Source organism: Microbacterium sp. NPDC090003 (genome assembly GCF_044748385.1).
Taxonomy (GTDB): Bacteria; Actinomycetota; Actinomycetes; order Actinomycetales; family Microbacteriaceae; genus Microbacterium.
In genome coordinates this window covers 14,405-40,551 of record NZ_JBIVFW010000002.1, presented here as the reverse complement: position 1 = coordinate 40,551, position 26,147 = coordinate 14,405, and the positions used below count along the sequence as shown (strand labels likewise).

26 protein-coding genes are annotated in these 26,147 nt (G+C 71.2%); 16 read left to right on the top strand and 10 right to left on the bottom strand.

Going from position 1 to position 26,147, the window contains the following annotated elements:
* Positions 1-7 precede the first annotated feature (7 nt).
* Entirely contained in the window at positions 8-463 is a 456-nt protein-coding gene (locus ACIPVN_RS13030) for an Lrp/AsnC family transcriptional regulator (RefSeq protein ID WP_400443474.1), read from the bottom strand.
* Positions 464-535: 72 nt separating this feature from the next.
* Between ACIPVN_RS13030 and ACIPVN_RS13025 the strand changes: the two genes are divergently transcribed.
* Positions 536-1,975, top strand: coding sequence for a DUF6421 family protein (locus tag ACIPVN_RS13025; RefSeq protein WP_400443472.1), 1,440 nt, complete (start codon positions 536-538; stop codon positions 1,973-1,975).
* A gap of 146 nt (positions 1,976-2,121) precedes the next feature.
* Positions 2,122-2,763, top strand: a complete 642-nt coding sequence (locus ACIPVN_RS13020; RefSeq protein WP_400443470.1) for an SDR family NAD(P)-dependent oxidoreductase — start codon at positions 2,122-2,124, stop codon at positions 2,761-2,763.
* Positions 2,764-2,791: 28 nt separating this feature from the next.
* Here the strand turns inward: ACIPVN_RS13020 and ACIPVN_RS13015 are convergent, their stop codons facing one another.
* Entirely contained in the window at positions 2,792-4,213 is a 1,422-nt protein-coding gene (locus tag ACIPVN_RS13015) for an MFS transporter (protein ID WP_400443468.1), read from the bottom strand.
* Positions 4,214-4,275: 62 nt separating this feature from the next.
* On the opposite strand from ACIPVN_RS13015, the gene ACIPVN_RS13010 reads away from it, so the two are divergent.
* On the top strand, positions 4,276-5,340 hold the full coding sequence (locus tag ACIPVN_RS13010) for a threonine aldolase family protein (protein WP_400443465.1): 1,065 nt from the start codon (positions 4,276-4,278) through the stop codon (positions 5,338-5,340).
* A gap of 27 nt (positions 5,341-5,367) precedes the next feature.
* On the opposite strand, the gene ACIPVN_RS13005 is transcribed toward ACIPVN_RS13010, so the two are convergent.
* The gene (locus ACIPVN_RS13005; RefSeq protein ID WP_400443462.1) at positions 5,368-5,979 is read right to left on the bottom strand and encodes a DUF4916 domain-containing protein; all 612 of its coding nucleotides are present in this window, start codon (positions 5,977-5,979) and stop codon (positions 5,368-5,370) included.
* A 94-nt stretch (positions 5,980-6,073) separates the two neighbouring features.
* On the opposite strand from ACIPVN_RS13005, the gene ACIPVN_RS13000 reads away from it, so the two are divergent.
* Together ACIPVN_RS13000 and ACIPVN_RS12995 are read left to right on the top strand one after the other, a co-directional pair.
* On the top strand, positions 6,074-6,730 hold the full coding sequence (locus ACIPVN_RS13000; RefSeq protein ID WP_400443459.1) for an alpha/beta hydrolase: 657 nt from the start codon (positions 6,074-6,076) through the stop codon (positions 6,728-6,730).
* Between the two features lie 254 nt (positions 6,731-6,984).
* Positions 6,985-8,586, top strand: a complete 1,602-nt coding sequence (locus ACIPVN_RS12995) for an ABC-F family ATP-binding cassette domain-containing protein (RefSeq protein WP_400443457.1) — start codon at positions 6,985-6,987, stop codon at positions 8,584-8,586.
* A 41-nt stretch (positions 8,587-8,627) separates the two neighbouring features.
* Here ACIPVN_RS12995 and ACIPVN_RS12990 read toward each other — a convergent pair whose 3' ends face one another.
* Positions 8,628-9,719 (bottom strand): hypothetical protein, encoded by a 1,092-nt coding sequence (locus ACIPVN_RS12990; RefSeq protein ID WP_400443454.1) that lies wholly within the window; start codon positions 9,717-9,719, stop codon positions 8,628-8,630.
* Positions 9,720-9,779: 60 nt separating this feature from the next.
* A complete protein-coding gene (locus ACIPVN_RS12985; RefSeq protein ID WP_400443451.1) occupies positions 9,780-10,187 on the bottom strand; it encodes a DUF6157 family protein in 408 nt (135 codons plus the stop codon).
* Between the two features lie 70 nt (positions 10,188-10,257).
* On the opposite strand from ACIPVN_RS12985, the gene ACIPVN_RS12980 reads away from it, so the two are divergent.
* From ACIPVN_RS12980 to ACIPVN_RS12955, 6 genes are all read left to right on the top strand, one after another.
* Positions 10,258-15,039 carry an ATP-dependent helicase gene (locus ACIPVN_RS12980; protein ID WP_400443448.1) on the top strand — a complete coding sequence of 1,594 codons (4,782 nt, stop codon included), beginning with the start codon at positions 10,258-10,260 and terminating at the stop codon, positions 15,037-15,039.
* Between the two features lie 62 nt (positions 15,040-15,101).
* On the top strand, positions 15,102-15,920 hold the full coding sequence (locus ACIPVN_RS12975; protein WP_400443445.1) for an EI24 domain-containing protein: 819 nt from the start codon (positions 15,102-15,104) through the stop codon (positions 15,918-15,920).
* Entirely contained in the window at positions 15,920-16,693 is a 774-nt protein-coding gene (locus ACIPVN_RS12970) for a DNA-formamidopyrimidine glycosylase family protein (RefSeq protein ID WP_400443442.1), read from the top strand. Before ACIPVN_RS12975 ends, ACIPVN_RS12970 begins: the two co-directional genes overlap by 1 nt.
* Before the next feature lie 82 nt (positions 16,694-16,775).
* Positions 16,776-17,183, top strand: a complete 408-nt coding sequence (locus ACIPVN_RS12965; protein WP_247625234.1) for a DapH/DapD/GlmU-related protein — start codon at positions 16,776-16,778, stop codon at positions 17,181-17,183.
* A gap of 56 nt (positions 17,184-17,239) precedes the next feature.
* Complete coding sequence (locus tag ACIPVN_RS12960; protein ID WP_400443439.1) at positions 17,240-17,968, top strand: LysR substrate-binding domain-containing protein; 729 nt, start codon at positions 17,240-17,242, stop codon at positions 17,966-17,968.
* A gap of 46 nt (positions 17,969-18,014) precedes the next feature.
* A complete protein-coding gene (locus ACIPVN_RS12955; protein WP_400443437.1) occupies positions 18,015-18,731 on the top strand; it encodes a GMP synthase in 717 nt (238 codons plus the stop codon).
* A 45-nt stretch (positions 18,732-18,776) separates the two neighbouring features.
* Here ACIPVN_RS12955 and ACIPVN_RS12950 read toward each other — a convergent pair whose 3' ends face one another.
* Positions 18,777-19,244 (bottom strand): glutaminase, encoded by a 468-nt coding sequence (locus ACIPVN_RS12950; protein WP_400443435.1) that lies wholly within the window; start codon positions 19,242-19,244, stop codon positions 18,777-18,779.
* A gap of 94 nt (positions 19,245-19,338) precedes the next feature.
* On the opposite strand from ACIPVN_RS12950, the gene purU reads away from it, so the two are divergent.
* Positions 19,339-20,190, top strand: coding sequence for a formyltetrahydrofolate deformylase (gene purU, locus ACIPVN_RS12945; protein ID WP_400443433.1), 852 nt, complete (start codon positions 19,339-19,341; stop codon positions 20,188-20,190).
* A gap of 20 nt (positions 20,191-20,210) precedes the next feature.
* Here the strand turns inward: purU and ACIPVN_RS12940 are convergent, their stop codons facing one another.
* Complete coding sequence (locus ACIPVN_RS12940; RefSeq protein WP_400443431.1) at positions 20,211-21,254, bottom strand: NAD(P)H-dependent flavin oxidoreductase; 1,044 nt, start codon at positions 21,252-21,254, stop codon at positions 20,211-20,213.
* Between the two features lie 53 nt (positions 21,255-21,307).
* Between ACIPVN_RS12940 and ACIPVN_RS12935 the strand changes: the two genes are divergently transcribed.
* On the top strand, positions 21,308-21,580 hold the full coding sequence (locus ACIPVN_RS12935) for a DUF6412 domain-containing protein (protein ID WP_400443429.1): 273 nt from the start codon (positions 21,308-21,310) through the stop codon (positions 21,578-21,580).
* Between the two features lie 72 nt (positions 21,581-21,652).
* Positions 21,653-22,453 carry a YidC/Oxa1 family membrane protein insertase gene (locus ACIPVN_RS12930; protein ID WP_400443427.1) on the top strand — a complete coding sequence of 267 codons (801 nt, stop codon included), beginning with the start codon at positions 21,653-21,655 and terminating at the stop codon, positions 22,451-22,453.
* On the opposite strand, the gene ACIPVN_RS12925 is transcribed toward ACIPVN_RS12930, so the two are convergent.
* From ACIPVN_RS12925 to ACIPVN_RS12915, 3 genes are all read right to left on the bottom strand, one after another.
* Complete coding sequence (locus tag ACIPVN_RS12925; protein ID WP_400443425.1) at positions 22,425-23,414, bottom strand: EamA family transporter; 990 nt, start codon at positions 23,412-23,414, stop codon at positions 22,425-22,427. The genes ACIPVN_RS12930 and ACIPVN_RS12925 overlap by 29 nt on opposite strands.
* A 35-nt stretch (positions 23,415-23,449) precedes the next feature.
* On the bottom strand, positions 23,450-24,334 hold the full coding sequence (locus ACIPVN_RS12920) for an SDR family oxidoreductase (protein WP_400443423.1): 885 nt from the start codon (positions 24,332-24,334) through the stop codon (positions 23,450-23,452).
* A gap of 126 nt (positions 24,335-24,460) precedes the next feature.
* Positions 24,461-24,808, bottom strand: a complete 348-nt coding sequence (locus tag ACIPVN_RS12915) for an ATP-dependent DNA ligase (protein WP_400443421.1) — start codon at positions 24,806-24,808, stop codon at positions 24,461-24,463.
* 200 nt (positions 24,809-25,008) lie between these two features.
* Here ACIPVN_RS12915 and ACIPVN_RS12910 point away from each other — a divergent pair, with 200 nt between their 5' ends.
* Both ACIPVN_RS12910 and ACIPVN_RS12905 read left to right on the top strand, forming a co-directional pair.
* Positions 25,009-25,557, top strand: coding sequence for an FHA domain-containing protein (locus ACIPVN_RS12910; protein ID WP_400443419.1), 549 nt, complete (start codon positions 25,009-25,011; stop codon positions 25,555-25,557).
* On the top strand, positions 25,554-26,066 hold the full coding sequence (locus ACIPVN_RS12905) for a CinA family protein (protein WP_400443417.1): 513 nt from the start codon (positions 25,554-25,556) through the stop codon (positions 26,064-26,066). The genes ACIPVN_RS12910 and ACIPVN_RS12905 overlap by 4 nt, the downstream gene beginning before the upstream one ends.
* The last annotated feature ends 81 nt before the right edge of the window (positions 26,067-26,147 follow it).

Sequence of the window (26,147 nt, the reverse complement as noted above, 5' to 3'; positions counted from 1 at the left end):
CGGATGGTCAGTCGTGGGCGATCGGGATGATCGGTCGATGCTCATAGTAGGTCTGCAGCACCACCGTCGTGCGGGTGTTCACGGATGCCGCGAGCCGGATGTCGCGCACGAGCTCCTCGAGCGCCCGGGGCGAGGCCACGCGCACGAACAGCATGTAGCTCGCGTCACCGGCGATCGAGTGGCACGCCTCGATCGCGTCGAGGTGCTCGAGCTGCTCGGGGGCGACGTCGGGCTGCGCGGGGTCGAGCGGGGTGATCTCGATGAACGCCGAAAGCGGCGTCCCCACCTTCTCCGGGTCGAGGAGCGCCCGGTAGCCGGTGATCACCCCTCGCGTCTCGAGGCGGCGCAGACGCGACTGCACGGCCGAGACCGACAGCCCGACGGCGTCCGACAGCTGCGAGAGCGTGGCACGCCCGTCGCGGGAGATCTCGGCAAGGATCGCGCGGTCGACAGAGTCATCCATGCGTGTAAGAATATCGTTAGCTTTCCGTATATACAGGAAAGTTTCCGTCTATTTCTCCGATCGGAGGTCCCGATGTCCATCATTTCCGCCAACAGTTCCGCTGTTCAGGCCATCGTCGGCGAACCCGAGGTCGTCGAGGATGCTTCGACGGCGGAATCCTCCGCCGCCTGGGCACAGCTCAAGGATGCCGCGATCGCGATCCGCGAGATGCAGATCAAGGACGGATCGATCCCCGACGCCGCGCATTACGCGACGGCTCGCGAGCTGGTCGCCGCGATCACCGCCGGCATCCGCGCCCTCGCGCCCGCATTCCCCCATGACGCCGCCTACCTCGCGGCCTCCGTGGTCGACTTCGACCGCTGGGCCGCCGAGGACTTCGGCGTGCCGGACTTCCTCGACTCGCTCGTGGCCTTCCAGCCGCAGGAGCACCGCGTCGACGGCATCCGCCACCTGGTCGTCTTCCCGATGTACACGCAGAACGGTTCGAGCGACCGCCTCGTCGAGGCCCTGATCGTCGAGACTATCTGGCCGGAGTTCATCGGCGCCCTCGAGGCCGGCGACTACGGCAACAAGCTGTTCGTCTCGCTGCGGTTGATCGACTTCACGCCCGGGTACGACACGAACTCGGCCGTGCTGTTCCCCGAGACCGTCGCGATGCGCGAGATCCCCTCGTTCACGTGGGGCGCGATCTTCCAGGACCGCGAGGCCGCCCGCTACCGTCGCGTCACGCGCGCGGCATCCGAGATCACGAAGCTCGACCTGCCCGAGCGCGCCGCCGACATGCTCGACGACCAGGCGCTCACCGAGCGGGTGTTCGTGATGTGGGACATCATCCACGACCGCACCCACATGCGCGGTGACCTGCCGTTCGACCCGTTCATGATCAAGCAGCGGATGCCGTTCTTCCTCTACTCGCTCGAAGAGATGCGCTGCGATCTGACCGCGTTCCGCGAGTCGGTGAAGATCGAGCGCACGCTCACCGCGCGCAGCGAGGCCGGCGAGGACCTCACCGATTCCGAGCGCGAGATGCTCGAGCACGCGCCGCTCGTGCAGTACGCGGTGATCTTCGACCGCATCTTCCGCTTCGCGATCACGGGTTCGCGCGTGCGCAACTACGACGGCCTCGGCGGCCAGCTGCTGTTCGCGTGGCTGCACCAGCGCGGCGTGCTGCACTGGACCGACACGGCGCTCGCGTTCGACTGGGAGGGCGTGCCCGACGCGGTCGTCGCGCTCGGCGATGCGATCGACGACCTGTACTGGCGTTCGATCGACCGTCCGAAGACGGCGCACTGGCTGGCCGCCTACGATCTCGTCCGCTCGGTGCTGACGCCGCACCCGGCGTCTGCCTGGGCGCGCGGACTGTCGGACGAGATCCTCGCGGGAGCCCCCAAGGGCTACACCGACGCGGTGCTCGACGACGAGTTCCCGCTGTCGATGTTCTTCGAGGCGCTCGACAAGAAGATGAAGACCGTGATCGAGTCGACCGTGGGAATCCGCGGCACCGACGACTGATCCCCCGCGCGCGCTGCGTGCGGTGACGATGTGACGCTGGGGCGCCCCTGCTTCCGCGGTCGGTCCGGGTTCTGCGGATGAATCCGCCCGCGCCGACCGCGGAAGCGTTCTTTCACCCGAACCGGACTCTTGCGAGAGTGGAGCACATGAAGACGATCGTTCTCGCCGGGGCCACGAGCACCGCCGGCCTCGCCGTGACCCGCGCGCTGATCGCGGCGGGCATGCGCGTCATCGCGACCGGGCGCTCTGCGGATCGGCTGCGACCGCTGGCCGATGCCGGAGCCCGGACCGATGTCGCCGATGCGACCTCTCTCGACGCGATGAGCGCGCTGGCCGAGCGGCTCGTGTCCGACGGCGTCACGGTCGACGCCGTCGTACCGCTCGTGGGCGGGTGGCGCGGGGGCGGCGGGCTCGCCGGCCAGAGCGACGAGGACTTCGCGGCGCTGCTGCCCGGGCTCGAAGCGGTACGCGCCACGAGCCGCGCCTTCGACGAGGCGTTGCGGGCATCGGATGCCGGACGCTTCGCGATCGTGTCGTCGACCGCCGTCGCGCGACCGCTCGCCGGCGGGGCGAACTATGCCGCGGTCAAGGCCGCGAGCGAGGCCTGGACACGCGCCGTCGCGCAGGGGTTCGCCAAGACGGCTCGGGATGCGGGAGAGCCGCTGCGCGCGGCATCCGTCGTGTTCCGCGCGAAGGCGCTCGATCCCGAGTCTCTGGCACCGCCCATCGTCGGCCTGTGGGATGCGGATGCCGCCGAGCTGAACGATCGGGTCATCGACCTGGACTGAGCGGGGGTTGCGATCGCGAGCGAGGCCGCTAGAACTGCGACGCTCCCGGAACGATCGGCGGGGCATCGGGGGCGCGGCCCCGCTCCTCGTCGCTGCCCTCGCCGCCCGGGGTCGCCCCACCCTCGGAGATGTTCTGCTCGGGCGCCTCGGCATAGAGCACCGTGAGCTTGCGGTACGACTTCGTGAAGAACGCGAGCGTCGCCGCGACCACCATGATGAGCCCGGCGAACAGACAGATCAGAGCGATGCCTCGGGCCTCTCCGTCGCCGAGCAACCAGCCCCACTCCTGCTGCCCCTCGCGGCTGTCCATGTAGGGGATGATCAGGAACTCGGCGAGAGGTGCGATCAGGAACGCCGTGATGGGGGCGGCCGCCGCCTCCATCGCCGCGGCGACACCGAAGACACGGCCCTGGCGCTCGAACGGCACGACCTTCTGGATCACGGTCTGCTCGGCCGCCTCGACCGGCGGCACCAATGCCATGTAGACCCACATGCCGAGCACGTACAGCCACCACCACTCGCGCAGCATGAACACGGCCCCGAGCAAGCCCATCGCGATCACGACGAGCAGCATCGTGCGCATCGGCTTCGTGCCCAGACCGAACTTGGCCACCAGGCCGCCGCCGATGAGGAAGCCGGTCGACGCGAACGCCAGGGCGAAGCCCCACGTCTGCGCGTCGAACAGCGTGAGCCCGTAGGGGTCCATAAGCGCCATATAGACGCCGCCGATGAGGTTGTTGAAGGTCGAGAAGATGATGAGCGCGAACAGCCCGGGAGCCTGCCGGATCGCGCGCACGCTGCCGCGGAAGTCGACCGCGCTCTTGGCGTCGGGATCGGCCTGCGGTTCGCTCTCGGGGATGCGGATGAAGAGCAGATGCGCGAAGGTGATCGCCATCGCGGCGATCGCGATCGCGAGCGTCCACCCCATGCCGAGGAACCCGATCGAGAGCCCCGAGAACACGCTCGTGACGAGGAAGGCGATGCCCTGCACCGTGCCGACGAGGCCGTTCGCGTTGGCCCGCTTCTCGTCGGGCACGAGCAGGGTGACGGTCGTCGAGAGCGCGATGTTGCGCAGCTGCTCGATCACCCCGCCGAACAGGATCACACCCGAGAACAGCCAGAACCACGGGCCGCCCAGGTCGAGCAGAGCCGCCTCGGGCTGCGAGAGGTAGAGCGCGCCGGCGACGAGGAAGGCCACGGCCGAGATCACGCTCGAGAGCACCATGACCGCGTGCTTGCGGTGCCGATCGACGATCGTGCCGAACATCATCGCGAAGAACGCGACGAACAGCATGTACGCGCCGCCGATGACGCCGGTGGCGAGCACCGACTGCGTCTCGATGTAGACCCAGAAAGTGAGCGCGAACCAGAGGAAACTGGTCGTCACGTTGGCGATCAGCGTATTGACGAGGACGTTGAGGAACGCCCGATTCGCTGCGGTCCGCTGCATGGGTTCGAGGGTACTCAGGACCACCGACATCCGATACGGGTTCTGGCGAATAGGCTGGGTCGGTGACCATTCAGCACGACCCCGCGATCCGGGGCTTCGCCAGTGACAACTACTCCGGCATCCACCCCGAGGTGCTCGCCGCGATCGCGACCGCCAACGACGGCCACCAGGGCGCCTACGGCAGCGACGCCTACACCGCGCGCCTGCAGGAGGTCGTGCGCTCCCACTTCGGCGAGCGCGCCGAGGCCTTCCCCGTCTTCAACGGCACGGGCGCGAACGTCACCGGCCTCCAGTCGATGCTCCCCCGCTGGGGCGCGGTGATCGCGGCCACGACCGCGCACATCAACGTCGACGAGGGCGGCGCCCCCGAGAAGATCGGCGGGTTCAAGCTGCTCACGGTTCCCACCGACGACGGCAAGCTCACCCCCGAGCTCATCGACCGCGAAGCCTGGGGCTGGGGCGACGAGCACCGCGCGCAGCCGCTGGTGGTCTCGATCACCCAGTCGACCGAGCTCGGCACGCTCTACACCGCCGACGAGATCCGCACGATCGCCGATCATGCGCACGAGCGCGGCATGAAGCTGCACCTCGACGGCGCGCGCCTCTCGAACGCCGCCGCCGCCCTCGACCTGCCGCTCGCGGCCTTCACCACGGATGCCGGCGTCGACGTGCTCAGCTTCGGCGGCACCAAGAACGGCGCCATGCTCGGCGAGGCCGTCGTGGTGCTGAACCCCGAGGCATCCGACGGGCTGGTCTACTCGCGCAAGTTCAACATGCAGCTCTCGTCGAAGATGCGCTTCGTGTCGGCGCAGCTGATCGCGCTGCTCGAGGGCGACCTGTGGCTGCGCAACGCCCGTCACGCCAACGCCATGGCCGCGCGCCTCCGCGACGAGATCGAGCAGGGCATCGCATCGGGTTCGATCAACGGCGTCGTCTTCACCCAGCCGACCCAGTCGAACGGCGTGTTCGCGACGCTGCCCGACGGCGTCGCCGACGCTCTACGCGAATCGTTCCGCTTCTACGACTGGGATGCCGCACGCAACGAGGTGCGCTGGATGTGCAGCTTCGACACCCACGAGGACGACGTCGACGCGTTCGTCGCGGAGCTCGCGCGCCTCACGGCCTGAGGTCCGGCGGACCCTCGGCGAGTGCGCTCAGCGCAGCAGCCCGAGGCTCGCGAGCGCCTGCCGGATGAGCGTGCCGCGGCCGCCCTCCATCTCCGACCAGACCGCGTCGGAGCCTGCGGCCTCGGGCGAGAACCAGGTGACCTCGAGCGCATCCTGACGTGGCTCGCAGGTGCCGGTGACGGGCACCACGAAGGCCAGCGACACGGCGTGCTGCCGGTCGTCGTGGTACGCGCTCACTCCGGGGATCGGGAAGTACTCCGCCACCGTGAACGGCAGCGGTTGGGGCGGGAGCAGCGGGAACGCCATCGGACCGAGGTCGTTCTCGACGTGGCGGAAAAGCGCGTCGCGGATGGTCTCGCCGAAGCGCACGCGGCCCGAGACGATCGTGCGCGTCATCTCGCCCATGGGCGTCGAACGGAGCAGGATGCCGATCTCGCTCACCTGGCCGGAGCCGTCGGTGCGCACCGGGATCGCCTCGACGTAGAGCATCGGGAGGTGACGACGAGCCTCCTCGAGTTCGACGTCGCTCAGCCACCCGGGATTCGCGTCGGGCGCCGGGGGTCGAGGGGCGCCGTCGCCGAAGCCGCCGAGGCCGTCGTCGTCGGGCTCGGGGTCGGGATCAGGTGTGCGCACCGCCATGTGTCCTTTCTACCAGCAGCATCCGACTTCCCCTATGACCGGGCCGGAGTCGGCGGGCGGGCCGGTGTCGGCAGCCCCTGGCAGGATGGACGGCATGAGCGAGGAGCTGACGATCGACGACGCCGCGACCCGGTGGGTGCCGGGCGACCGCGAAGGCAGGCCGCTGCTGGTGCTGCTGCACGGCTACGGCGCCGACGAGCACGATCTCATCGGCCTCGCCCCGTATCTGCCCTCCGGCATCGCCGTGGCATCCGTCGCCGCTCCCCTCGATCCGCCCTTCCCGACCCCGGGCCGGTCCTGGTACCCCATCGAGGGTCTGAACGGTCGCCGGTCCGACGACATCACGGTCGCGGCCCGGGCGCTCCTCCGGTGGCTCGACGTCACCGCCGCCGACGCTCCCTCGGTGGCACTCCTCGGGTTCTCGCAGGGTGCGGCCGTCGCCCTCCAGGCTCTGCGACTCGCTCCCGAACGGCTCGGCGCGGTCGTCGCCCTGAGCGGCTACGTCACCCCGGGCGACCTGGCCGACGACGAGGCGCTGCGCGAGCTGCGTCCATCGGTGTTCTGGGGTCGCGGATCGGCCGACGACGTGATCCCCGAGGCGCTCATCACGCACACCTCACTGTGGCTCCCCGATCACTCCACGCTGTCCGGCCGCGTCTACACCGGACTCACGCACAGCATCTCCGAGGAGGAACTCGGTGACGTGCACCAGTTCCTCGCGCTCTGGCTCGAGGGCATCGCCGCCGAGTGATCGGCGTGGGGCTCGAGCGCGACACGCCCGGGTTGCACGACCGCATCCGCCGGAGTATCGTCGTGTCGTCCTGTCCGCCGTGTCTGGAAGTCCTTTGATCTGATCCGTCGCCTCCGCGCTCCTCTTCCCGCGCGCTGACCCGACGATCGCCGACTCCACCCGGCCGCTCTCCGCACGCCTTCGACGGCGCCGCGCAGGAGACCCGCCGTGCAGGCCCGGTGTCAGTGCACTCCGCACTCGACAGGAGACACACCGTGTCACTCTCCACTCTTCACGCATCGGTCACCCTCGACCGCCTCACCTTCGCCTGGCCCGACGGGTCCACCGCCCTCGACTCCGTGTCGGGCGCCTTCGGCGCGGGTCGCACCGGCCTCATCGGTCGCAACGGCGCGGGCAAGTCCACCCTGCTCCGCCTCATCGCCGGCGAACTGGACCCGACGGCGGGCACGGTGACCACCACCGGTGACGTCGCGTACCTGCCGCAGCAGCTCACGCTCGACGTCGAACGACGCGTCGCCGACCTGCTCGGGGTCGCCACGGCGCTCGACGCGGTCCGCGCGATCGCGGCCGGCGACGTCGACCCCGCCCACTTCGACGCGGTCGGCGAAGACTGGGACATCGAGGCGCGAGCCGCGGCATCCCTCGCCGAGGCCGGTCTCTCGACCGACTTCCTCGACCGCCGCGTCGGCGAGCTCTCGGGCGGTGAGGCCGTTCTCGTGGCGATCGCCGGCATCCGTCTGCGGCGCGCCCCGATCACGCTCCTCGACGAACCCACCAACAACCTCGACCGCGATGCCCGCACGAAACTGGCCGCGATGATCGCCTCGTGGAAGGGCACGCTGATCGTCGTCAGCCACGACATCTCGCTGCTCGACGAGATGGACGACACCGCCGAACTGTTCGGCCGCGCGCTGAGCGTGTTCGGCGGGCCGTACTCCGAATGGCGCGCGTGGCTGGACGCCGAGCAGGATGCCGCACGGCAGGCCGAACGCGATGCCGCCCAGGTCGTGCGCAAGGAGAAGCGCCAGCGCATCGAGGCGGAGACCAAGCTCGCGCATCGCGCGCGAACCGCCCGCACCGCCGAGATCGAGAAACGCGTGCCGAAGATCGTGGCACATGGCCGGAAGATGGCCGCGGAGGTATCGGCCGGCAAGCTGCGCACCGAGGTCGGGGCGAAGGAGGATGCCGCGCGCGCCGCCCTCGACGAAGCGGGGCGCCGCGTGCGCTCCGAGGCTTCGATGAAGATCGAGCTGCCCGATCCGCAGGTCTCACGCAGCCGCCGCATCGCCTCGATCGGCGACGCGGAGAGGTCGTGGGTGGTGCAGGGACCCGAGCGGGTCGCCCTGATCGGACGCAACGGCGCGGGCAAGACGACGCTGCTGGAGCGTCTGGTCGCCGGGGCGGAGCCGAAGACCGCGCGGGCGGATGCCGTGGCGCACGTCGAGCACGTCGGCTACCTGCCGCAGCGGGTCGACGGACTCGACGAGACGCTCACGGTGTTCGGGAACATCGCCGCGGCCGCCCCGCACGTGCCCGAGAAGGAATTGCGCAATCGGCTCGCCCGCTTCCTCATCCGCGGTGCGACGGCCGACCGGCCCGTGGCCGCGCTGTCGGGCGGCGAGCGCTTCCGCGTCGCGCTGGCGACGCTGCTGCTGGCGGATCCCGCACCGCAGCTGGTGGTGCTCGACGAGCCGACGAACAACCTCGACCTCGACACGGTCGACCAGCTCGTCGACGCGTTGACGGCGTACCGGGGTGCCGTGCTCGTCGTGAGCCACGACGATGCGTTCCTCTCCCGTCTCGCTCTCGACCTCACACTGGAGATCGATGGCGAGGGGATGCTGCGAGAGGTGTGAACCTCGGGAGCGCGCTCATCCGAAGCTGGCGACGAGCGCGCTCATCCGAAGGTGACGACGAGCGCGCTGCCGTCGATCTCGATCGTGCCGCTGGTCGAGAGGTCGTCTTCGAAGGTCACGGGTTCCGCGGCGCCCTCCGGCGTGTAGACGGCGCGGATCTCGCCCTCCTCGGCGAGGAACATCTCGCCGTCGAGCAGGAGCTCCACGGTCGGATACGCGTCGATGATCCACTCGACCGCGACGCTTCGGGCATCCAACGGGGCGCTCAGCGGGCACCCCTCGACCCGCCAGGTGGCCTGGGTGATGCACTCGTCGAGATGCGCGTCGACCTGACGCTGCACCTCCTCCGAGAAACGGGCGTTCGGGACGACGGTGACCTTCTCGACGCTGCCGGGCGCACCGGTGATCACGAGTTCGTCCCGGTCCGTCTCGTAGAAGGTGTCATCGATCGCCGCGACGGGATACACCGCCGGGTACAGCGCCAGCGGCAGGTACTCCCCGGAGTCGACCGTCGGCGTCTCGACACCGCTCAGCAGGAACGCCGGGTCCTCCTGCGTGACGATGAAGCGATCTGTCAGCGCAGTCCGCACCCACCACTGCCCCGAGTCCTCGTCTCGGACGAGCGAGATGGTCGTGTCGTGCTGCTCGCCCGCGAGGGTGAAGGACACGTCCACGTCCGTGATGCTCGCGGAGTCGTCGGCGCCGACGGGGGCCTCGACGACGATGGCCCGGATCCGTTCGGTCGCAGCGCCGAGCACCTCGTCGGTCAGCATCGACGGGTCGCTGAGGCCCTCGAGCTCCTCCGGCTGGGGCGCCACGAGAGCCGCGGCCGCCGTGGCGTCGCCGTCGGCGATGTGCTGGAGGTACTGCTCGGCGACCTCGCCGGCGCTCGGCCCTCGGTTCGTGCCGTTCACCGCCACCAGGACGCCGGCGACCACTGCCGCGACGACCGCGACTCCGACGAACACCCACACGAGGATCCACGCACGCGCGCGGGGGCGGCGAGGCGGCGCGGGTTGCGGGCCGGGATGCTGTGTCGTCGGATGCTGCGGCGCCGCGGAATTCTGCGGCGTCGCGGAATGCTGCGGCGCCGGAACGTGCTGGGCAGGCTGCGGTGTGCTCGGATCGGTCATCGTCTCCCCCTGGTCGATCTGCACCCACCGTACCGGTCACGCCGACTCGGTCGCGCACCGTCAGGGGCGTCGGCTCCGCATCGCCCGCGTGTGGGAGATCGCGGGGTCGGCGGCGCGGAGCGCGTACTCCTCCGACTCCCGCGCGACGAGAGCGACGCGACCCTGGTCGTCGTGGTGGAGACCCCATCCGTAGCGCTTGCCGAGGGGCGAGGAGCGCAGGCACGGGCGCCCGACGGAGAAGAACAGGGCGCGTTCGGCGGCGTCGTCGACGGCGATCCCGGCGCGCAGCGCGAAGGTCTCGAACACCACGTCATCCGACGTGCGGGCGTAGGGGCGCTCGGCGATCAGCCGGTAGTGCAGGGCGGCGATCGTGGGGTTCTCGGTCGCGGGCGGCTCGACCGCGTGCTCGGTCGGGCAGTCCTCGGCGACCTCGATGAAGGTGTCGATGTAGTTCGTGGTGTGCGCCATGGGTACAGCATGCGCCCCGCATCCGACAACGGTCGAGCCCGATGTCGGTGCCCCGGGCCAAGATGGACCTATGAGTGACGTGCTCGAGCGCTTCACCCCGCCCACGCAGGACTGGTTCCGGGGCGCTTTCCCCGCGCCCACCCCCGCGCAGGCGGGCGCGTGGGACGCGATCTCGGCGGGCAAGCACGCCCTCGTGGTCGCGCCCACCGGCTCGGGCAAGACGCTCTCGGCGTTCCTGTGGGCGATCGACAGCGTCTTCCGCGAGCGCATGGCGGAGACCGCTGCTCCCGCGAAGTCCGCGGAGAAGGGTGCGAGCCGGAAGAAGGCCGCAGCGAAGTCCGCGGCGACGGATCCCCCGCGCACCCGCATCCTGTACATCTCGCCGCTCAAGGCGCTGGGCGTCGACGTCGAGCGCAACCTGCGCTCCCCCCTGGTCGGCATCGGGCAGTCGGCCCGACGCCTCGGGGCGCCGTCGCCCGCGGTGACCGTCGGCGTCCGCTCGGGCGACACCACCTCGAGCGACCGACGCAAGCTGGTCTCGGATCCGCCCGACATCCTCATCACCACGCCCGAATCCCTCTACCTCATGCTCACGAGCCGTGCGGGCGAGACGCTGCGCGGCGTGCACACCGTCATCATCGACGAGGTGCACGCGGTCGCCGCCACCAAGCGCGGCGCCCACCTCGCCGTGAGCCTCGAGCGCCTCGACGCGCTGCGGTCGTCGTACGGGGCCGAGGCACCGGCCCAGCGCATCGGCCTCTCGGCCACCGTGCGCCCGATCGACGAGGTCGCCCGCTTCCTCGGCGGTTCGGCGCCCGTCGAGATCGTGGCGCCCCGGGCATCGAAGACCTTCGAGCTGGGCGTCGTCGTGCCGATGGACGACATGACGAATCCGCCGCCTCCTCCGGGTACGTCGTCAGGCTCAGCGACCGGGTCCGGCGAGACGGCGGATGCCGAGTACACCGAGGTGACGGGATCGGTCTGGCCGCACGTCGAGGAGGCGATCGTCGACCGCATCCTGCAGAACAACTCGACGATCGTGTTCGCGAACTCGCGTCGGCTCGCCGAGCGCCTGACCGGCCGCCTGAACGAGATCTATTCCGAGCGCACCGGCGGCGAGCTGCCCGACCAGACCGTCCCCGCTCAGATGATGGCGCAGGCAGGCGCGACCGCGGGCGCCGACCCCGTGCTGGCCAAGGCTCACCACGGCTCGGTCTCGAAGGAGCAGCGCGCGCTCGTCGAGGAGGAGCTCAAGTCGGGCGTGCTGAGATGCGTCGTCGCGACGAGCAGCCTCGAGCTCGGCATCGACATGGGGGCCGTCGACCTCGTGATCCAGGTCGAGGCTCCACCGTCGGCGGCGTCGGGCCTGCAGCGCGTCGGCCGGGCCGGTCATCAGGTCGGGGAGATCAGCCGAGCGGCGCTGTTCCCCAAGCACCGGGGCGACGTGCTGCACACGGCCATCGTGACCGAGCGGATGCTCGCCGGCAAGATCGAGGCCATCCAGGTGCCCCGCAACCCCCTCGACATCCTCGCGCAGCAGACCGTCGCGGCGAGCGCACTGGGGGCGATCAGCGTCGAGGAGTGGTTCGAGACGGTGCGCCGCTCGGCGCCGTTCCACTCACTCCCGCGGTCGGCGTACGAGGCGACGCTCGACCTGCTCGCCGGGCGCTTCCCGTCCGACGAGTTCGCCGAGCTGCGCCCGCGCCTGGTCTGGGACCGCGACGCCGGCACCCTCACGGGCCGTCCGGGCGCGCAGCGCATCGCCGTCACGAGCGGCGGCACGATTCCCGACCGCGGGCTCTTCGGGGTGTTCGTGGCGGGCGAGTCGACGGGCGCCCGGGTCGGTGAGCTCGACGAGGAGATGGTCTACGAATCGCGCGTGGGCGATGTGTTCACGCTCGGCACGACCAGCTGGCGGATCGCCGAGATCACGCATGACCGCGTCAATGTGATCCCCGCCTACGGCCAGCCCGGCAAGGTGCCGTTCTGGCACGGCGACGGCATCGGACGACCGTTCGAACTGGGCGAGGCGCTCGGTGCATTCTCGCGCGAAGTGTCGGCGGCGACCCCCGAGAAGGCGGCGCAGCGCCTCATCGACGCCGGGCTCGACGAACAGGCCCGATCCAATCTGCTCGCCCACCTCAGCGAGCAGCGCGAGGCCACGGGCACCCTCCCGACCGATCGCACGCTCACGGTCGAGCGCGGCCGCGACGAGGTCGGCGATTGGCGCGTGATCCTGCACTCCCCCTACGGCATGAAGGTGCACGCGCCGTGGGCGCTGGCGATCAACGCCCGCGTGCGCGAACGCCTGGGCGTCGAGGGGTCGGCGGTCGCGAGCGACGACGGCATCATCGTGCGCATCCCGGATGCCGAGGCCGAACCGCCCGGCGCCGAGCTGTTCGTCTTCGACCCCGACGAGATCGAGCACCTGGTCACCGAGGAGGTCGGAGGGTCGGCGCTCTTCGCCTCGCGCTTCCGCGAGTGCGCGGCCCGCGCGCTGCTCATGCCGCGCACCAGCCCGAACCGCCGCACCCCGCTCTGGCAGCAGCGTCAGCGCTCGGCGCAGCTGCTCGAGGTCGCGCGACGGCATCCGACGTTCCCGGTGATCCTCGAGACGCTCCGTGAGGTGCTGCAGGACGTCTACGACCTGCCCTCGCTGCGACGGCTCACGACCTCCATCGCCGACCGGCGCATCCGCCTCGTCGAGACGCAGCCCGCACAGCCCTCACCGTTCGCCCGCGACCTGCTCTTCGGCTACGTGGGCGCATTCATGTACGAGGGCGACTCCCCGCTCGCCGAGCGCCGCGCCGCCGCGCTCTCCGTCGATCCCGCGCTGCTGGGCGAGCTGCTCGGCACGGTCGAGCTGCGCGAACTGCTCGATCCCGAGGTCATCGCCCAGTTCGAGCGCGAGGCGCAGCGCCTCGACCCCGAGCGTCGCGCGCGCGGGCTCGAGGGCACGGCCGATCTGCTGCGGCTGCTCGGCCCGCTCGATGCCGCCGAGGTCGCGGCGCGGCTCGCGCCGGAAGGCGACCGCGAACCGGAAGACGAGGTCGAGGCCGACGAGAGCGTCGCCGCGGCCCACCTCGACGCCCTCGTGCAGGCCCGACGTGCGATCCCCGTGACGATCGCCGGGACCGTCCGCATCGCGGCGATCGAAGACGCCGGGCGACTGCGCGATGCACTCGGCGCGGCTCTCCCCACCGGCATCCCGGTCGCGTTCCTCGAGCCGCTCGCCGACCCGCTCGGCGATCTCGTCGCGCGTCACGCGCGCACGCACGGCCCCTTCACGACGGATGCCGTCGCCACCCGCTTCGGCATCGGCGCGGCCGTCGCCCGGCACACGCTCCAGCGGCTCGAGAACGCGGGCCGTCTCACGAGCGGGTACTTCCTGCCCGAGGCATCGGCCCCGGCCGCCGGGTCCTCCGGTGCAGCGGGTGCGGGAACCCGGGACGACATCGAGTGGTGCGACGCCGAGGTGCTGCGCCGCCTGCGCATGCGGTCGCTGGCCGCCATCCGCGGCAGCGTCGAACCGGTCTCGCCCGAGGCGTACGCGCGGTTCCTGCCCGAGTGGCAGCACCTCACCCGCCCGCTCGAAGGCATCGACGGCGTGCTCGCCGTGATCGAGCAGTTCGCCGGGGTGCCGATTCCCGCGAGTGCGTGGGAGTCGCTGGTGCTGCCCTCCCGTGTCCGGGGCTACGCCCCAGGCATGCTCGACGAGCTCACCTCTTCGGGAGAAGTCATCTGGTCGGGGCACGGCACTCTCCCCGGGCGCGATGGATGGGTGTCGCTGCACCCCGCCGATCTCGCGCCGTTCACACTGCCCGAGCCGGACACCGAGATCGCAGCCGACTCGCTCGAAGCCCGCCTGCTCGGGGCCCTCGGCGGGCCGGGTGCGCGCGTCGATGCCGCGAACCCCGGCGCCGGAGGGAGCATCGGAGCGGCCGGAGGGATGGGCGGTGCGTACTTCGCGGCGCAGCTCAAGGAGATGACCGGTGCCGAGAACGAGCAGTCGGTGCTCGAGGCACTCTGGTCGCTCACCTGGTCGGGGCACGTCACCAACGACACGTTCGCTCCGATCCGCTCGCTCCTGGCGGGCGGATCGCAGGCGCACCGGGTGACCCGTCGCGCCCCGCGCACGCGCACCTACCGCGGCGTCTCCCTCGGGCGCACACCCGCACGCCCCACCGCGATCGGCGGACGCTGGTCGCTCCTCCCCGCGGCCGAGACCGATCCCGCCCGCCGTGCGACGGTGACCGCCGGGCTCCTGCTCGACCGGTACGGCGTCGTGACACGCGGCGCCGTGCAGGCCGAGGGCGTGCCGGGCGGGTTCGCCCAGGCGTACCGGGTTCTCGCCGGCTTCGAAGAGGCCGGGCACTGCCGCCGCGGCTACGTGATCGAGAAGCTGGGGGCGGCGCAGTTCGCGGCATCGGCCACGGTCGACCGGCTGCGCACGTTCGCGGGTCTCGCCGACCCGCCGCCTCGCACGGCGGTGACCCTCGCCGCGACCGACCCCGCGAACCCCTACGGCGCGGCGCTCGGTTGGCCCCGTCGCGACGGCGTCTCGCATCGTCCCGGGCGCAAAGCCGGCGGGCTGGTGGTCGTCGTCGACGGCGCGCTCGTGCTGTACCTCGAGCGCGGCGGCCGCACGGTGCTGTCCTTCACGGACGACCCCGAGGTGCTGCGATCCGCTGCCGCCGACCTCGCCGACACCGCCCGCGCTCGACGCCTCGACACCCTCACGGTCGAGAAGATCGACGGCGAGGGCGTCTACGGCACCCCGCTCGCTCTCGCCCTGCAGGACGCCGGGTTCGTGGCCACACCGCGCGGTTTCACGCTCCGCAAGGCGGTCTGACCACCGGCCGACCGCTCCTGCCCGCCACTGCCCATTCGCCCACCCCCTCTACTGTGAGAGTCATGATCCGAGAGTTCAGCACCGGAGTCGGCCTTCTGCTGCGCGGGTTCTCCGTGTGGCGCACCCGCCCCGGGCTCATGGCGCTGGGGCTCGTACCGGCTGTCATCGCCCTCGCGCTCCTGATCGCCGCGATCCTCCCGCTCGTGCTGGGCATGGGCTCGATCACCGCGTGGGCCACGCCGTTCGCCGACGGCTGGATCGAGCCCTGGCGGTCGCTGTTCCGCACGGCGGTCGGGTTCGTGATCGTCGCTGCCGCCATCTTCCTCGCGAGCGCCGTGTTCACGGCCCTGACCCTCACGATCGGCGACCCGTTCTATCAGCGCATCTGGCACGCGGTCGAGGTCGACCTCGGCGATCCGCCCCCGGCCGACGGCGGCAGCTTCTGGACGACGATCGGCGAGGGCCTGCGCCTCGTCGTGCTGGGTATCCTCATCGCGATCGTCGTGCTGATCGCCGGTCTCCTGCCGCTCGTGGGCGGTTTCGTCGGCCCCGTGCTCGGCGTGGTCCTGTCGGGACGCCTCCTCGCGCGCGAGCTCACCGGGCGCGCGTTCGACGCCCGAGATCTTACTCCCGCCGACCGTGCCGCCCTGTTCGCGGGCAGTCGCGCGCGTGTGCTCGGCTTCGGCGTCGCCACCCAGCTCTGCTTCCTCGTGCCCGGTGGTGCCGTCGCGGTCATGCCCGCCGCCGTCGCCGGTTCGACGATGCTCAGCCGCAGCATGCAGGAACGCAGCAGCAGCATGCAGGAACGCAGCCGCAGCATGCAGGACCAGAACCTCTCCGCGCCCCCGCCCCCGCCCCAGCCCCCGGCGGGACCCCGCTGATGCCCGAGGGAGATACCGTCTTCCGCACGGCGCGGCGCCTCGACGAGGCGTTGGCCGGAGGCACCGTGACCCGATTCGACCTGCGCGTGCCGCGCTTCGCCACCGCCGACCTCACCGGACAGACGGTGCACGGCGCGGTACCCCGCGGCAAGCACCTGCTCCTGCGCATCGGCGAGAGCACCCTGCATTCCCATCTGCGCATGGACGGCGCCTGGTTCGTGTATCGGCCGGGCGAGAAGTGGCGGCATCCGGCCTTCAAGGTGCGCGCGATCGTCGGTACGGCCGAGCGCGAAGCCGTGGGAGTCGATATCGCCGAGATCGAGCTGGTGCCCACCCGCGACGAAGACGACCTCGTGGGCTACCTCGGCCCCGACCCGCTCTCCGCCGACTGGGATCCCCGAGAGGCGGCCCTGCGGCTGTCGGCGGATGCGCGCAGCATCCACGTCGCACTCCTCGACCAGCGCAACGTGGCCGGCTTCGGCAACGAGTACGCCGCGGAACTCCTGTTCCTGCGGGGGATACTGCCGACCACGCCGGCCGCGGACGTCGACACCGCCGCCCTCCTCGATCTCGGCACGCGCACGATCCGCGCCAACCGCGACCGCCGCAATCGCACGTTCACCGGCGTCGATCGTCCGGGCCAGGCCACCTGGGTCTACGGCCGCGCGGGGCGTCCGTGCCGACGGTGCGGAACCCTCATCCGGCGGGGCGAACAGGGCGCGGATCCGACGCGTGAGCGGATCACCTTCTGGTGCCCCGTCTGCCAGCGCTGACCGGTTCCATACCGGGGAATGAATCCCGAAGGCACGTGGTTATTGGTATCACTGGGGAAAACCCCGGAGCACGGGAGGAATCGTGGGCAAGAACTACGTCGACATCGAGAACGACCGAGGCGACACGCTGCGCTACCGCAAGCACGCCAACGGCCGAGGACTCGTCGCGCACGGCGCGAAGGTGCACCCGAAGGCGCACATCGAAGCCGGCGCCTACATCGAACCGGGCGCCCGCATCGGCGCCGGAGCCACCATCGCGCGCGGCGCGTGGATCGAACCGGACGCCGTGATCGGCGACGGAGCGCACATCGAGGCGCACGCACACATCGGAGAGGGCGCGGCCGTCGGCGACGGCGCGCACATCGGCGTCCGCACCGAGATCGGCGCGGGCGCACGCATCGTGCGAGGCGCACGCATCGGCGACGACGAGACGGTCGCGGCGGGTCTCACCGTCGCGACGAACCGCAAGGGCCTCTGGCTCGCCGCCTGACGCACGGCTGACCCCTGCGGCAGCCGACCGCGTGGTCGCCGGATACCCTTGATCGCATGGCGACTCAGGGACGGCGACCGCAGCGGCGCCCGCAGAAGACGACGAAGCCGCCGCAGCAGAAGCGTCGGCCCGGTCAGCCGAAGCAGTCGAAGAAGGTCGTCTTCGACGCCCCGGCATCCGTCCCGGAGGAGCCGCGCACGTTCCGCCTCGGGGTGGTGCCCGGCGCGACTCCCGGTAAGTGGATCGATGCCTGGAAGCAGCGGATGCCCCACGTGCCCCTCGAGGTCGTGGCGGTCGAGGCGGCCGATCAGGATGCCGCGATCGACGGACTGGACGCCGCCCTCGTGCGCCTGCCCCTCGGTGCGGAGATCGTCGACACGCTGCACGTCATCCCGCTGTACGACGAGATTCCCGTGGTGGTCGCGTCGATCGAGTCGCACCTCCTCGCCGCCGACGGACTGCGCCTCGCCGACCTCGCGGGCGAAGTGCTCATCGCGCTGACCGATGACGTCCTGCCCGCGATCGACGCACCGGGTACCCTCGCGCCGCGCTTCGCGCCGTTGTCGACCGCGGAGGCCATCGCCACCGCGGCGACCGGCGCCGGCGCGGTGGTCGTGCCGATGTCTCTCGCGCGCCTGCACCACCGCAAAGACGCCGACTACCGCCCGCTCGTCGACGGTCCCACATCGACCGTCGCCCTCGCCTGGCTGCGCGAGCGCACGACGCCCGACGTCGAGACGTTCGTCGGCATCGTCCGCGGCCGCACGGCGCAGTCGTCACGGTGAGTCACCGTCGACCGGCCGGCCGCCGCGCTCTCGTTAGAATCTTCTGATGTCCTCGCTTCTCTACGTCTGCGTGCGACCCGAGATCGGGGCCGCGGATGCCGAGCACGCCTCCTTCCGCCGCGCGCTGGGCGTGGACGTCGTGGATCGCCTCGATCTTCTCGACGCACCCCTGGATGAGCAGCGCCTGCAGGGCTACCGCGGGATCGTCGTCGGCGGTTCGCCGTTCAACGTCTCCGACACCGCCAAGTCCGCCGTGCAGCTGCGGGTCGAGGCCGACCTCGAGCACATCGCCCGCCGCGCGATCGCAGCCGAGACCGCCGTCTTCTTCACCTGCTTCAGCATCGGCGTCGTCACGCGCCTCCTCGGCGGCGAGGTCGTCACCTCGACGCCGGAATCGGCGAGCGCGACCGTGATCCGCACGACGGATGCCGGTGCCGCCGACCCCGTGTTCGGTCCGAGTGCACCCGCGCTCACCGTCTTCACCGCACACAAGGAGAGCGCCGCCGGGCTCCCGGCGGGCGCCGAGCTGCTCGCGACGAACGACGTGTGCCCGGTGCAGGCATACCGCGTGGGCACCCACCTGTACGCCGCGCAGTTCCACCCGGAGCCGACGCCCCGCGACTTCGCCGACCGCATGACGTTCTACCGCACGACCGGTTACTTCGACCCGGCGGAGTTCGATCGCGTGCAGGGGCAGGTGCTGTCGGCATCGGTCACGGAGGGCGCGGCGCTCCTGCGCCGCTTCGCCGAGACGTTCGCCTGAGACGGGCACCTGAGGCGGGCACCCGAGGCCAGAAAAACGCCCGATTCAGTTCGCCCCGCGCAGCAGCTCGACGCGCTCGCGCAGGTATGCCTCGAGCGGCATGAGGCCTCCGGCGGTGCTCCATCGCACCGAAGGGACGCCGTCGACCAGCGCGAGCGGCCCCGACGAGCCCCCGGCATCCACCGCGTCGACGTCGATCACGCTCCACCCGACGTGCACGACCTCGCCCTCATCGAAGCCGCCCTTGAGGGCCTCGGCTCGGCGCTCGGCCCGTTCGCGCGCCGACTCCGCCGTGTAGCCGCGGCGACCGGGGTCGGCCGCACGCAGCACCTCGGCGGTCGCCAGCGCGTGCGTGTCGGTGAGCAGCAGCACGCCCAGGTGCCAGACCTCGCCGACGCGCACGATCCGCTTGCCCCGCCAGCGCGAGTCGCGCTCCTCGCCAAGACCCTCCTTCGGGGCGCCCGCGAGGTCGGCGACCGCGCGGGTCAGCAGGTCGGAAGCGGTCGGATGCATCCCTCCAGGCTAGCGAGCAGCGGCTCGTGACGGGCGCGATTCGCCGGGACGGCCGCTCGCACGGCAGAATCGATGCACACCCCGAGGAGACGCCATGTCACAGCCCGATACCGCTCGCCTTCTGATCGCCTGCGACGACCAGCCCGGCATCGTCGCGGCGGTCGCCAATGCTCTGGCCGAGCACGGAGCGAACATCATCTCGCTCGATCAGCACTCGACGGACTCCGAGGGCGGACGCTTCTTCCAGCGCACCGTCATCCACCTGCCGGGTCTCTCGGCCGCCCGCCCTGCGCTCGAGGCGAGCATCGCGCAGGTCGCCGAGCGCTTCTCGATGGAGTGGTCGCTGCACGACGTCTCCCGCCGCAAGCGCGTCGCGATCTTCGTGTCGAAGTACGACCACTGCCTCATGGAGCTGCTGTGGCGCACGCAGCGCGGCCAGCTCGACATCGACGTCACGATGGTCATCTCGAACCACCCCGACCTCGCCGAGTCGGTGCGGTCGTTCGGTGTGCCGTTCGTGCACATCCCCTCAGGCGACAAGGGCGCCATGGAGTCTCGTCAGCTCGAGCTCCTGCAGGGCAACGTCGATCTCGTGGTGCTCGCGCGCTACATGCAGATCCTCACCGACGACTTCATCGAGCGTGTCGGCGCCCCGGTCATCAACATCCACCACTCGTTCCTGCCGGCTTTCATCGGCGCCAATCCCTACGCTCGGGCGAAGGATCGCGGCGTGAAGCTGATCGGCGCCACGGCCCACTACGCCACGGCCGACCTCGACGAAGGGCCGATCATCGAGCAGGACGTCACGCGTGTGACGCACGGCGAGTCCGCCGCCGACCTGCAGAGCCGCGGTGCCGACGTCGAGCGCCTCGTGCTGGCCCGCGCGGTGCAGTGGCATGCCGAGGACCGTGTGATCGTGCACGGCCGCTCGACGGTCATCCTCTAGACGGACCGCTCGCCGGAGCGTCATCCCCGCGGCACACCCGCCCGGAGTTCGGCGAACACCTCGCCCGCGGTCTCGAAGCGTACGAGCGGCGCCGCCTGACCCATCCACAGCGACTGCAGTTCGCCGAACCCCTGCTCCCCCGCCGCCGCGCGGAAGGTGCCGGTCAACCAGTTCTGCATCGGAAACGGGGCGATGGTGCCGCTCGCCTCGATCGCGCGCACGGCCCGGTTGCGGGCGCCGCGCGCGAGTCGTCCGCTCATCGCGCGGGTGAGCACGGTCTCCTCGGCGGCCGTCGCATGGATCGCCGCCCGGTGCGCGGCCGTGACCGCCGACTCGTCGGTGGCGAGGAAGGCGGTGCCCACCTGCACCCCGCTCGCTCCCAGCGCGAACGCCGCCGCCGCCCCGCGGCGATCGGCGATGCCGCCCGCGGCGATGACGGGCACCGAGACCGCATCGACGACCTGCGGCACGAGTGCGAACGTGCCGACCAGGGAGTCCTCGGCGGGCCGCAGAAACGACACGCGGTGCCCCGCCGCCTCCATGCCGCTCGCGACGATCGCATCGACGCCGCCGGCATCCAGGGCCACGGCCTCGGCGACCGTCGTGGCCGTTCCGACGATGCGGATGCCGCGCCGATGCGCCTCGTCGATGACCTCGGCGCTCGGCACCCCGAACACGACGCTGAGCACGGCAGGGGCGACCTCCCAGATCGCATCGAGCTGCTCGTCGAGCGGGGCGAGGTACCGCTCCGGCCGGGCCGGAGCGTCGATGCCGACCGCGTCGTAGAACGGCTGCAGCGCCTGGGCGAAGATCATGTGCTGGGCGTTCGGCTCGACCTCGTCGCCGGTGGGCAGCCAGACGTTGAGTGCGAACGGTTTCGAGGTGGCGGTGTGCAGCTGCGCCCCGACGGCGCGGATGCGGTCGCCGTCGTAACCGTAGAGGCCGAACGAGCCCAGCCCGCCCGCCTCGCTCACCGCCGTGGTGAGTGCGGCCGATGACAGCCCGCCGAACGGCCCCTGCACGATCGGATGCTCGACGCCGAACAGCTCACGCAGATCACTCATGCTCCGAGCCTATTCCCGCCCTCGCCCCCAGGGCCCGGTGCTACCCTCGCAGCATGGGCGAGTGGATCGAGCGGATGCTGAGCGTGCTGCTCGCGACCCTCGGTCTCGTCGCGATGCCCGATGCCGCCGCCCTCGGTGTGGCCATCGCCGTCATCGCCGTGACCGCCCTCGTGCTGGCCGTCGCGCTGAGTGTCCGCACGGCCATCGACACCCGCGCCCCGCATCCCTGGCGCGCGATCGATGCGTCCGCGCTGCTCGCGCAGAGCGATCCCGATGCGCCCGGCCACCCGCGTCCGCGAGCGCCGGGAGTCGCGATCCCCGCGTAGTCCTCCGCCCGAGAACGGGAGGGACCACGCGGCTTTCGCCGACCCCTCCCGACCTCATGAACGGACACTCCGATGGACCTCTTCGCCTTCCCGCCCCTCGCCGCCCTTCTCGACGCCGCCTACGGCGCCCTCGCCGGGCTCTCCACCCTGCTCGAACCTCTCGCCGGGGCATCCGCCGCCGCGCTGGCCGTCGTGCTCGTCACCCTGCTCGTGCGTTCCCTGCTCATCCTGGTCGGGTTCTCGACCGCCAAAGCCGAGCAGACGCGCTCGCGATTGGCCCCGAAGCTGCGCGAACTGCAGCGCCGCCACAAGAAGAATCCCGAACGGCTGCAGAAGGAGATGCTCGCGCTCTACCGCGACGAGAAGACCTCCCCGTTTGCGGGCATGCTCCCGGTGCTCGCGCAGGCACCGGTCGTCGGCATCCTGTACACGCTGTTCATCCGCCCGGAGATCGCCGGGCATCCGAACGAGCTGCTCTCGCACGACCTGTGGGGGGCGCCGCTGGGAACGAGCCTCGTCTCCGCCGTGTTCGGCGGCACGGCGACCCCGGCCACCTTCATCGTGTTCGGGGCGTTGCTGCTCGTGATCATCGCGACGGCGGAGGTCACGCGCCGCGTGTTCCGACCCGCCCCGGTCGATGACGAATCGTCGATGGGCGCGGCGATGAACTCCCCCGCGATGCAGCGGGTGTTCGGCTCGCTCCACTACCTGACGGCTGTGTTCGCGGTGTTCGTGCCGCTCGCCGCAGCCCTCTATCTGACGGTCACCGTGGTGTGGACGCTCGTGCAGCGGATGCTGCTGCGTCGTCGTTACCCGCTGGCCGCGACGGGCGCCGCGGCGCCGGTCAGTCGGGCAGCGGTATCGGAGCGGTGAACACCCCGGTCTCGGGGCCGCTCCCGCGATCGGGCGCTGGCCCGGTCGCGGGATCGGCGGCGGGATCGGCGGCGGACTCGGTATCGTCCGCCCGCCGCCGGGCCCGCCGGATGCCGAGGGTCGTCCCGATGCTCGCGGCGACGACGAGGGCGATCGCGAGGAGGCGCAGCGGCGAGGCGTCCTGACCGAGGATGAGCCACCCCGCGAGCGTCGCGAAGGCGGGCTCCAGGCTCAGCAGCACGCCGAACACACGCTGCGGCAGACGGCGCAGCGCCGCGAGTTCGAAGCTGTAGGGGATCACCGACGACAGCACGGCGGTGATCCCCGCGAGCAGCAGGAGCTGCGGGTCGGCGGCGACGACGGTCGCGGTCGGGATGCCGACCGGGAGCAGCAGCACCGCGGCGACGACGAGTCCCACCGCGAGCCCGCCACTGCCCGGGATCACCGCCCCGACCTTCGCGCTGGTGCGGATGTACATCGCCCAGAATGCGGCGGCGATGAGGATGAACACCACGCCGAGCGGATCGAGCGGTTCGGCGCCCACGACGCCGTCGACGAGGAGCAGCCCCATGCCGATCACCGCGACCCCGACCCAGACGGCGTCCGGCAGCCGGCGGGTGAGCACCGCCGCCAGCACGAGGGGTCCGAGGAACTCGATCGCGACGGCGGGCCCGAGGGGGATGCGATCGATCGCGGCGTAGAAGAAGCCGTTCATCGCGGCCAGCGAGAGCCCGAACAGCAGCGCCGCGGCCCACTGCTGTCGCGTCCAGCGCCGGGTGCGCGGGCGCACGATGACGAGCAGCAGCAGGGCGGCGATCGCCACACGCAGCGACGTCACTCCCCAGGGGCCGAGCACCGGGAAGAGCTGTGCCGCGACGGCCGCCCCGAAGGGCAGCGAGAGGCAGGAACCGATGACGAGGGCGACGCCCGTCAGGGTCCGGGACGACGCGGATTTCTGCACCCCTCCAGCGTAGCTCCGCCGCCCCGGCGCCCCCGTCAGAGGTGCTTGCCCCCGGTGACGGGCAGCACGATGCCCGAGGTGTACGACGACTCCGCGGATGCGAGGTACACGTACGCCCCCGCGAGCTCCGCCGGCTGGCCGGCGCGACCGAGCGGGGTGTCCTGGCCGAAGCTCGCGAGGCGCTCCTCGTCCCAGCCGGTGGCGGGGATCAGCGGTGTCCAGATCGGCCCCGGCGCGACCGCGTTCACCCGGATGCCCCGGGGTCCGGCCTCCTCGGCGAGCGCCTGCACGAACGCGACCTGCGCGGCCTTCGTCATGGCGTAGTCGACGAGCCCGGGCGAGGGGTTGTACGCCTGGACCGAGGTCGTGACGATGATGCTCGCCCCGGGCTCGAGGTCGGGGAAGGCGGCGCGGGCGGTCAGCAGCGTCCCCTCCAGGTTCGTCTCGAACACCCGGCGCATGCGGGCGGGGTCGAGGTTCTCGAATCCGTCGATGTCGTGCTGGTAGGCGGCGTTGAGGACGAGCACGTCGAGACCGCCCAGAGCCTCGCGGGTGTGCGACACGATCGCGGTGGCGAAGTCGTCGTCGCGGAGGTCTCCGGCGAGGCTCACGCCCGTGCGTCCGGCGTCGCGGATCAGGCGCACCGTGTCATCGGCATCCGCCTGCTCCTCCGGAAGATGCGCGATCGCGACATCGGCGCCCTCTCGAGCGAACGCGATCGCCGCCGCGCGACCGATGCCCGAATCACCGCCGGTGATCAGGGCGCGCCGGCCGTCGAGTCGGCCGTGGCCGACATAGCTCGCCTCCCCGTGATCGGGGGTGGGCAGCGTCAATCCGGTGAGGCCCGGCTGGTCCTGCTGCTGCGCCGGGAAACCCTCCTCGCGGTGGGCGTGTCGGGGATCGGTCGGGAAATCGGTCATCTCGTCACCTGGGTTCCGTATCGTCGGTCTCGGTGCGCAGAAGTCTGTGTGCGCGAGATACCGACGATGCCGTCAGCCCGGGCCCGTCTCCAGGGGGTTGACAGGCGGATGCTCCGACCGGAGCCCTCAGCTCTGCGGTGCGGGCGGGATCTCGGTCGTCGCCGGCGCTTCACCGTTCTCGGCCGGCTCGGGAACGAGGTACAGTCCGCTCGGGGCGTTGGCCGTGAAAGCGAGTGCCTCGATCCACGCGCGGTTGATCGACGGCTGTCGACTGCCGAAGTACTTGAAGACCAGCGAGCTCGCCGGCTGGATCCACACGGTCGTGCGGCCGCCGCCGACACTCGCGTCCTCGCGCCAGCTGAACGGGAACGGCTCGCCCCGGCGCAGCTTGGCGGTGATGACGAGTTGCAGGTGCGTGAGCGCCCGATCCTCGATCTCGGTCTTGACTCCGCCTTCGTAGACGAACTTGCCCATCAGGTGCTCCTTGGTGCGATGCTTCGGTTCTCCGACCCGGCCGTCGGGATCACCCCATACGAGTAAGCGTATGCCCTCATCGTTTCCCGCGTGGAACCCGTCGTCACATGAACACCCCGGCGAGGCGAAGTCAAGCCCCTGCGACGGCGCCGCGCCCGACCCTAGAGTCGAGATCCAACCTGCTGAGGAGGCGATGACGGATGACCGATCCAGGCACCGAGGGCTACACCCCCACCACGACCCACGCCGAGTGGGGCGCAGGCGAACCGAAGCTGCGCATCTCGCGAGACGACGAGCGCACCGAGTTCCTCCTCGACGTCGACGTCGTGCGCATCGGCTCTGCGGCGGGCAACGAGTTGCGTCTCGCCGACACCGACCCCGTGCACGCCACGATCACCCACGACGAGCGCGACGAGTACGTGCTCGAACTGCACGGTGAGGGCGAGCGCAACGCGAGCGACAACGCCGACGGCACCCACTCCGCCCCGAGCACCGAGACCCTGCGAACGGGCGCGCGGTTCACCGCCGGCCCGTGGACGTTCGTCTACCACCGCGAGGAGTTCGCCGATCATGGCCGGCCCTTCGGCGGCCGCAAGGGCGGAGAGTTCGACGACCAGCCGCTGCAGCCGCCGCGGCCCGACTACGCGCACGACGAGGCGGCGGCGGGCCCCGACGAGGCTGCGGCTCCCGACGGACCCGCAGAGGGCACGCCGGGTCCGGCCGACTCCGCGGAGGACGACGCGCGGTGAGCAACGGTGCCGACGCGTCCGACGACCTCCGGCACCTGAGTCGCACGGCGCTCGAGCGTGGGCTGCGCATCTGCGTGGCCGAGTCGCTGACGTCGGGGCGACTGGCGAGCGCAGTCGGCGGGGGTGACGATGCCGGACGCTGGTTCGGTGGCGGAGCGGTCGCCTACCAGTCCGCGGAGAAAGAGCGGGTTCTCGGGGTCACCCCCGGGCTGGATCCGTGCTCTGCCGAGGTCGCGGAGCAGATGGCCGAGGGCGCACGGAAGCTCTTCGATGCCGATCTCTGCGTAGCGACGACGGGCGTGGGCGGGCCGGGGCCGGACGACAACGGGCACCCTGCGGGAACCGTGTTCCTCGGCTGGGCATCCGCCGATGGTGTCGGTCACCGTGCCCTGATGCTGTCCGGCGATCCCACAGAAGTTCTGGAGTCGACGGTTTCCCAAGCCGTGCGTCTTCTCGCGGTGCGGATCGAGGGCGTGCACGCTGCGGGCCCTCGCCGCGCGGGTTCCTGACCGCTCTCCGCCCCGTCGCGCGCGGAGAATCCGCTCGGCGTTCGGCGCTCGGCCGAAGCACCGGCTCTGTGCCCTCGCTCC

What these genes read in the sequence shown, in the direction of transcription:
- ACIPVN_RS12940 (WP_400443431.1), bottom strand. Translation starts at nt 21,254, where the DNA reads ATGAGTGATCTGCGTGAGCTGTTCGGCGTCGAGCATCCGATCGTGCAG.
- ACIPVN_RS12970 (WP_400443442.1), top strand. Translation starts at nt 15,920, where the DNA reads ATGCCCGAGGGAGATACCGTCTTCCGCACGGCGCGGCGCCTCGACGAG.
- ACIPVN_RS13020 (WP_400443470.1), top strand. Translation starts at nt 2,122, where the DNA reads ATGAAGACGATCGTTCTCGCCGGGGCCACGAGCACCGCCGGCCTCGCC.
- ACIPVN_RS13000 (WP_400443459.1), top strand. Translation starts at nt 6,074, where the DNA reads ATGAGCGAGGAGCTGACGATCGACGACGCCGCGACCCGGTGGGTGCCG.
- ACIPVN_RS12960 (WP_400443439.1), top strand. Translation starts at nt 17,240, where the DNA reads ATGGCGACTCAGGGACGGCGACCGCAGCGGCGCCCGCAGAAGACGACG.
- ACIPVN_RS13005 (WP_400443462.1), bottom strand. Translation starts at nt 5,979, where the DNA reads ATGGCGGTGCGCACACCTGATCCCGACCCCGAGCCCGACGACGACGGC.
- ACIPVN_RS12920 (WP_400443423.1), bottom strand. Translation starts at nt 24,334, where the DNA reads ATGACCGATTTCCCGACCGATCCCCGACACGCCCACCGCGAGGAGGGT.
- ACIPVN_RS13030 (WP_400443474.1), bottom strand. Translation starts at nt 463, where the DNA reads ATGGATGACTCTGTCGACCGCGCGATCCTTGCCGAGATCTCCCGCGAC.
- ACIPVN_RS12950 (WP_400443435.1), bottom strand. Translation starts at nt 19,244, where the DNA reads ATGCATCCGACCGCTTCCGACCTGCTGACCCGCGCGGTCGCCGACCTC.
- ACIPVN_RS13015 (WP_400443468.1), bottom strand. Translation starts at nt 4,213, where the DNA reads ATGCAGCGGACCGCAGCGAATCGGGCGTTCCTCAACGTCCTCGTCAAT.
- purU (WP_400443433.1), top strand. Translation starts at nt 19,339, where the DNA reads ATGTCACAGCCCGATACCGCTCGCCTTCTGATCGCCTGCGACGACCAG.
- ACIPVN_RS12975 (WP_400443445.1), top strand. Translation starts at nt 15,102, where the DNA reads ATGATCCGAGAGTTCAGCACCGGAGTCGGCCTTCTGCTGCGCGGGTTC.
- ACIPVN_RS12990 (WP_400443454.1), bottom strand. Translation starts at nt 9,719, where the DNA reads ATGACCGATCCGAGCACACCGCAGCCTGCCCAGCACGTTCCGGCGCCG.
- ACIPVN_RS12985 (WP_400443451.1), bottom strand. Translation starts at nt 10,187, where the DNA reads ATGGCGCACACCACGAACTACATCGACACCTTCATCGAGGTCGCCGAG.
- ACIPVN_RS12910 (WP_400443419.1), top strand. Translation starts at nt 25,009, where the DNA reads ATGACCGATCCAGGCACCGAGGGCTACACCCCCACCACGACCCACGCC.
- ACIPVN_RS13025 (WP_400443472.1), top strand. Translation starts at nt 536, where the DNA reads ATGTCCATCATTTCCGCCAACAGTTCCGCTGTTCAGGCCATCGTCGGC.
- ACIPVN_RS12930 (WP_400443427.1), top strand. Translation starts at nt 21,653, where the DNA reads ATGGACCTCTTCGCCTTCCCGCCCCTCGCCGCCCTTCTCGACGCCGCC.
- ACIPVN_RS12935 (WP_400443429.1), top strand. Translation starts at nt 21,308, where the DNA reads ATGGGCGAGTGGATCGAGCGGATGCTGAGCGTGCTGCTCGCGACCCTC.
- ACIPVN_RS12955 (WP_400443437.1), top strand. Translation starts at nt 18,015, where the DNA reads ATGTCCTCGCTTCTCTACGTCTGCGTGCGACCCGAGATCGGGGCCGCG.
- ACIPVN_RS12980 (WP_400443448.1), top strand. Translation starts at nt 10,258, where the DNA reads ATGAGTGACGTGCTCGAGCGCTTCACCCCGCCCACGCAGGACTGGTTC.
- ACIPVN_RS12915 (WP_400443421.1), bottom strand. Translation starts at nt 24,808, where the DNA reads ATGGGCAAGTTCGTCTACGAAGGCGGAGTCAAGACCGAGATCGAGGAT.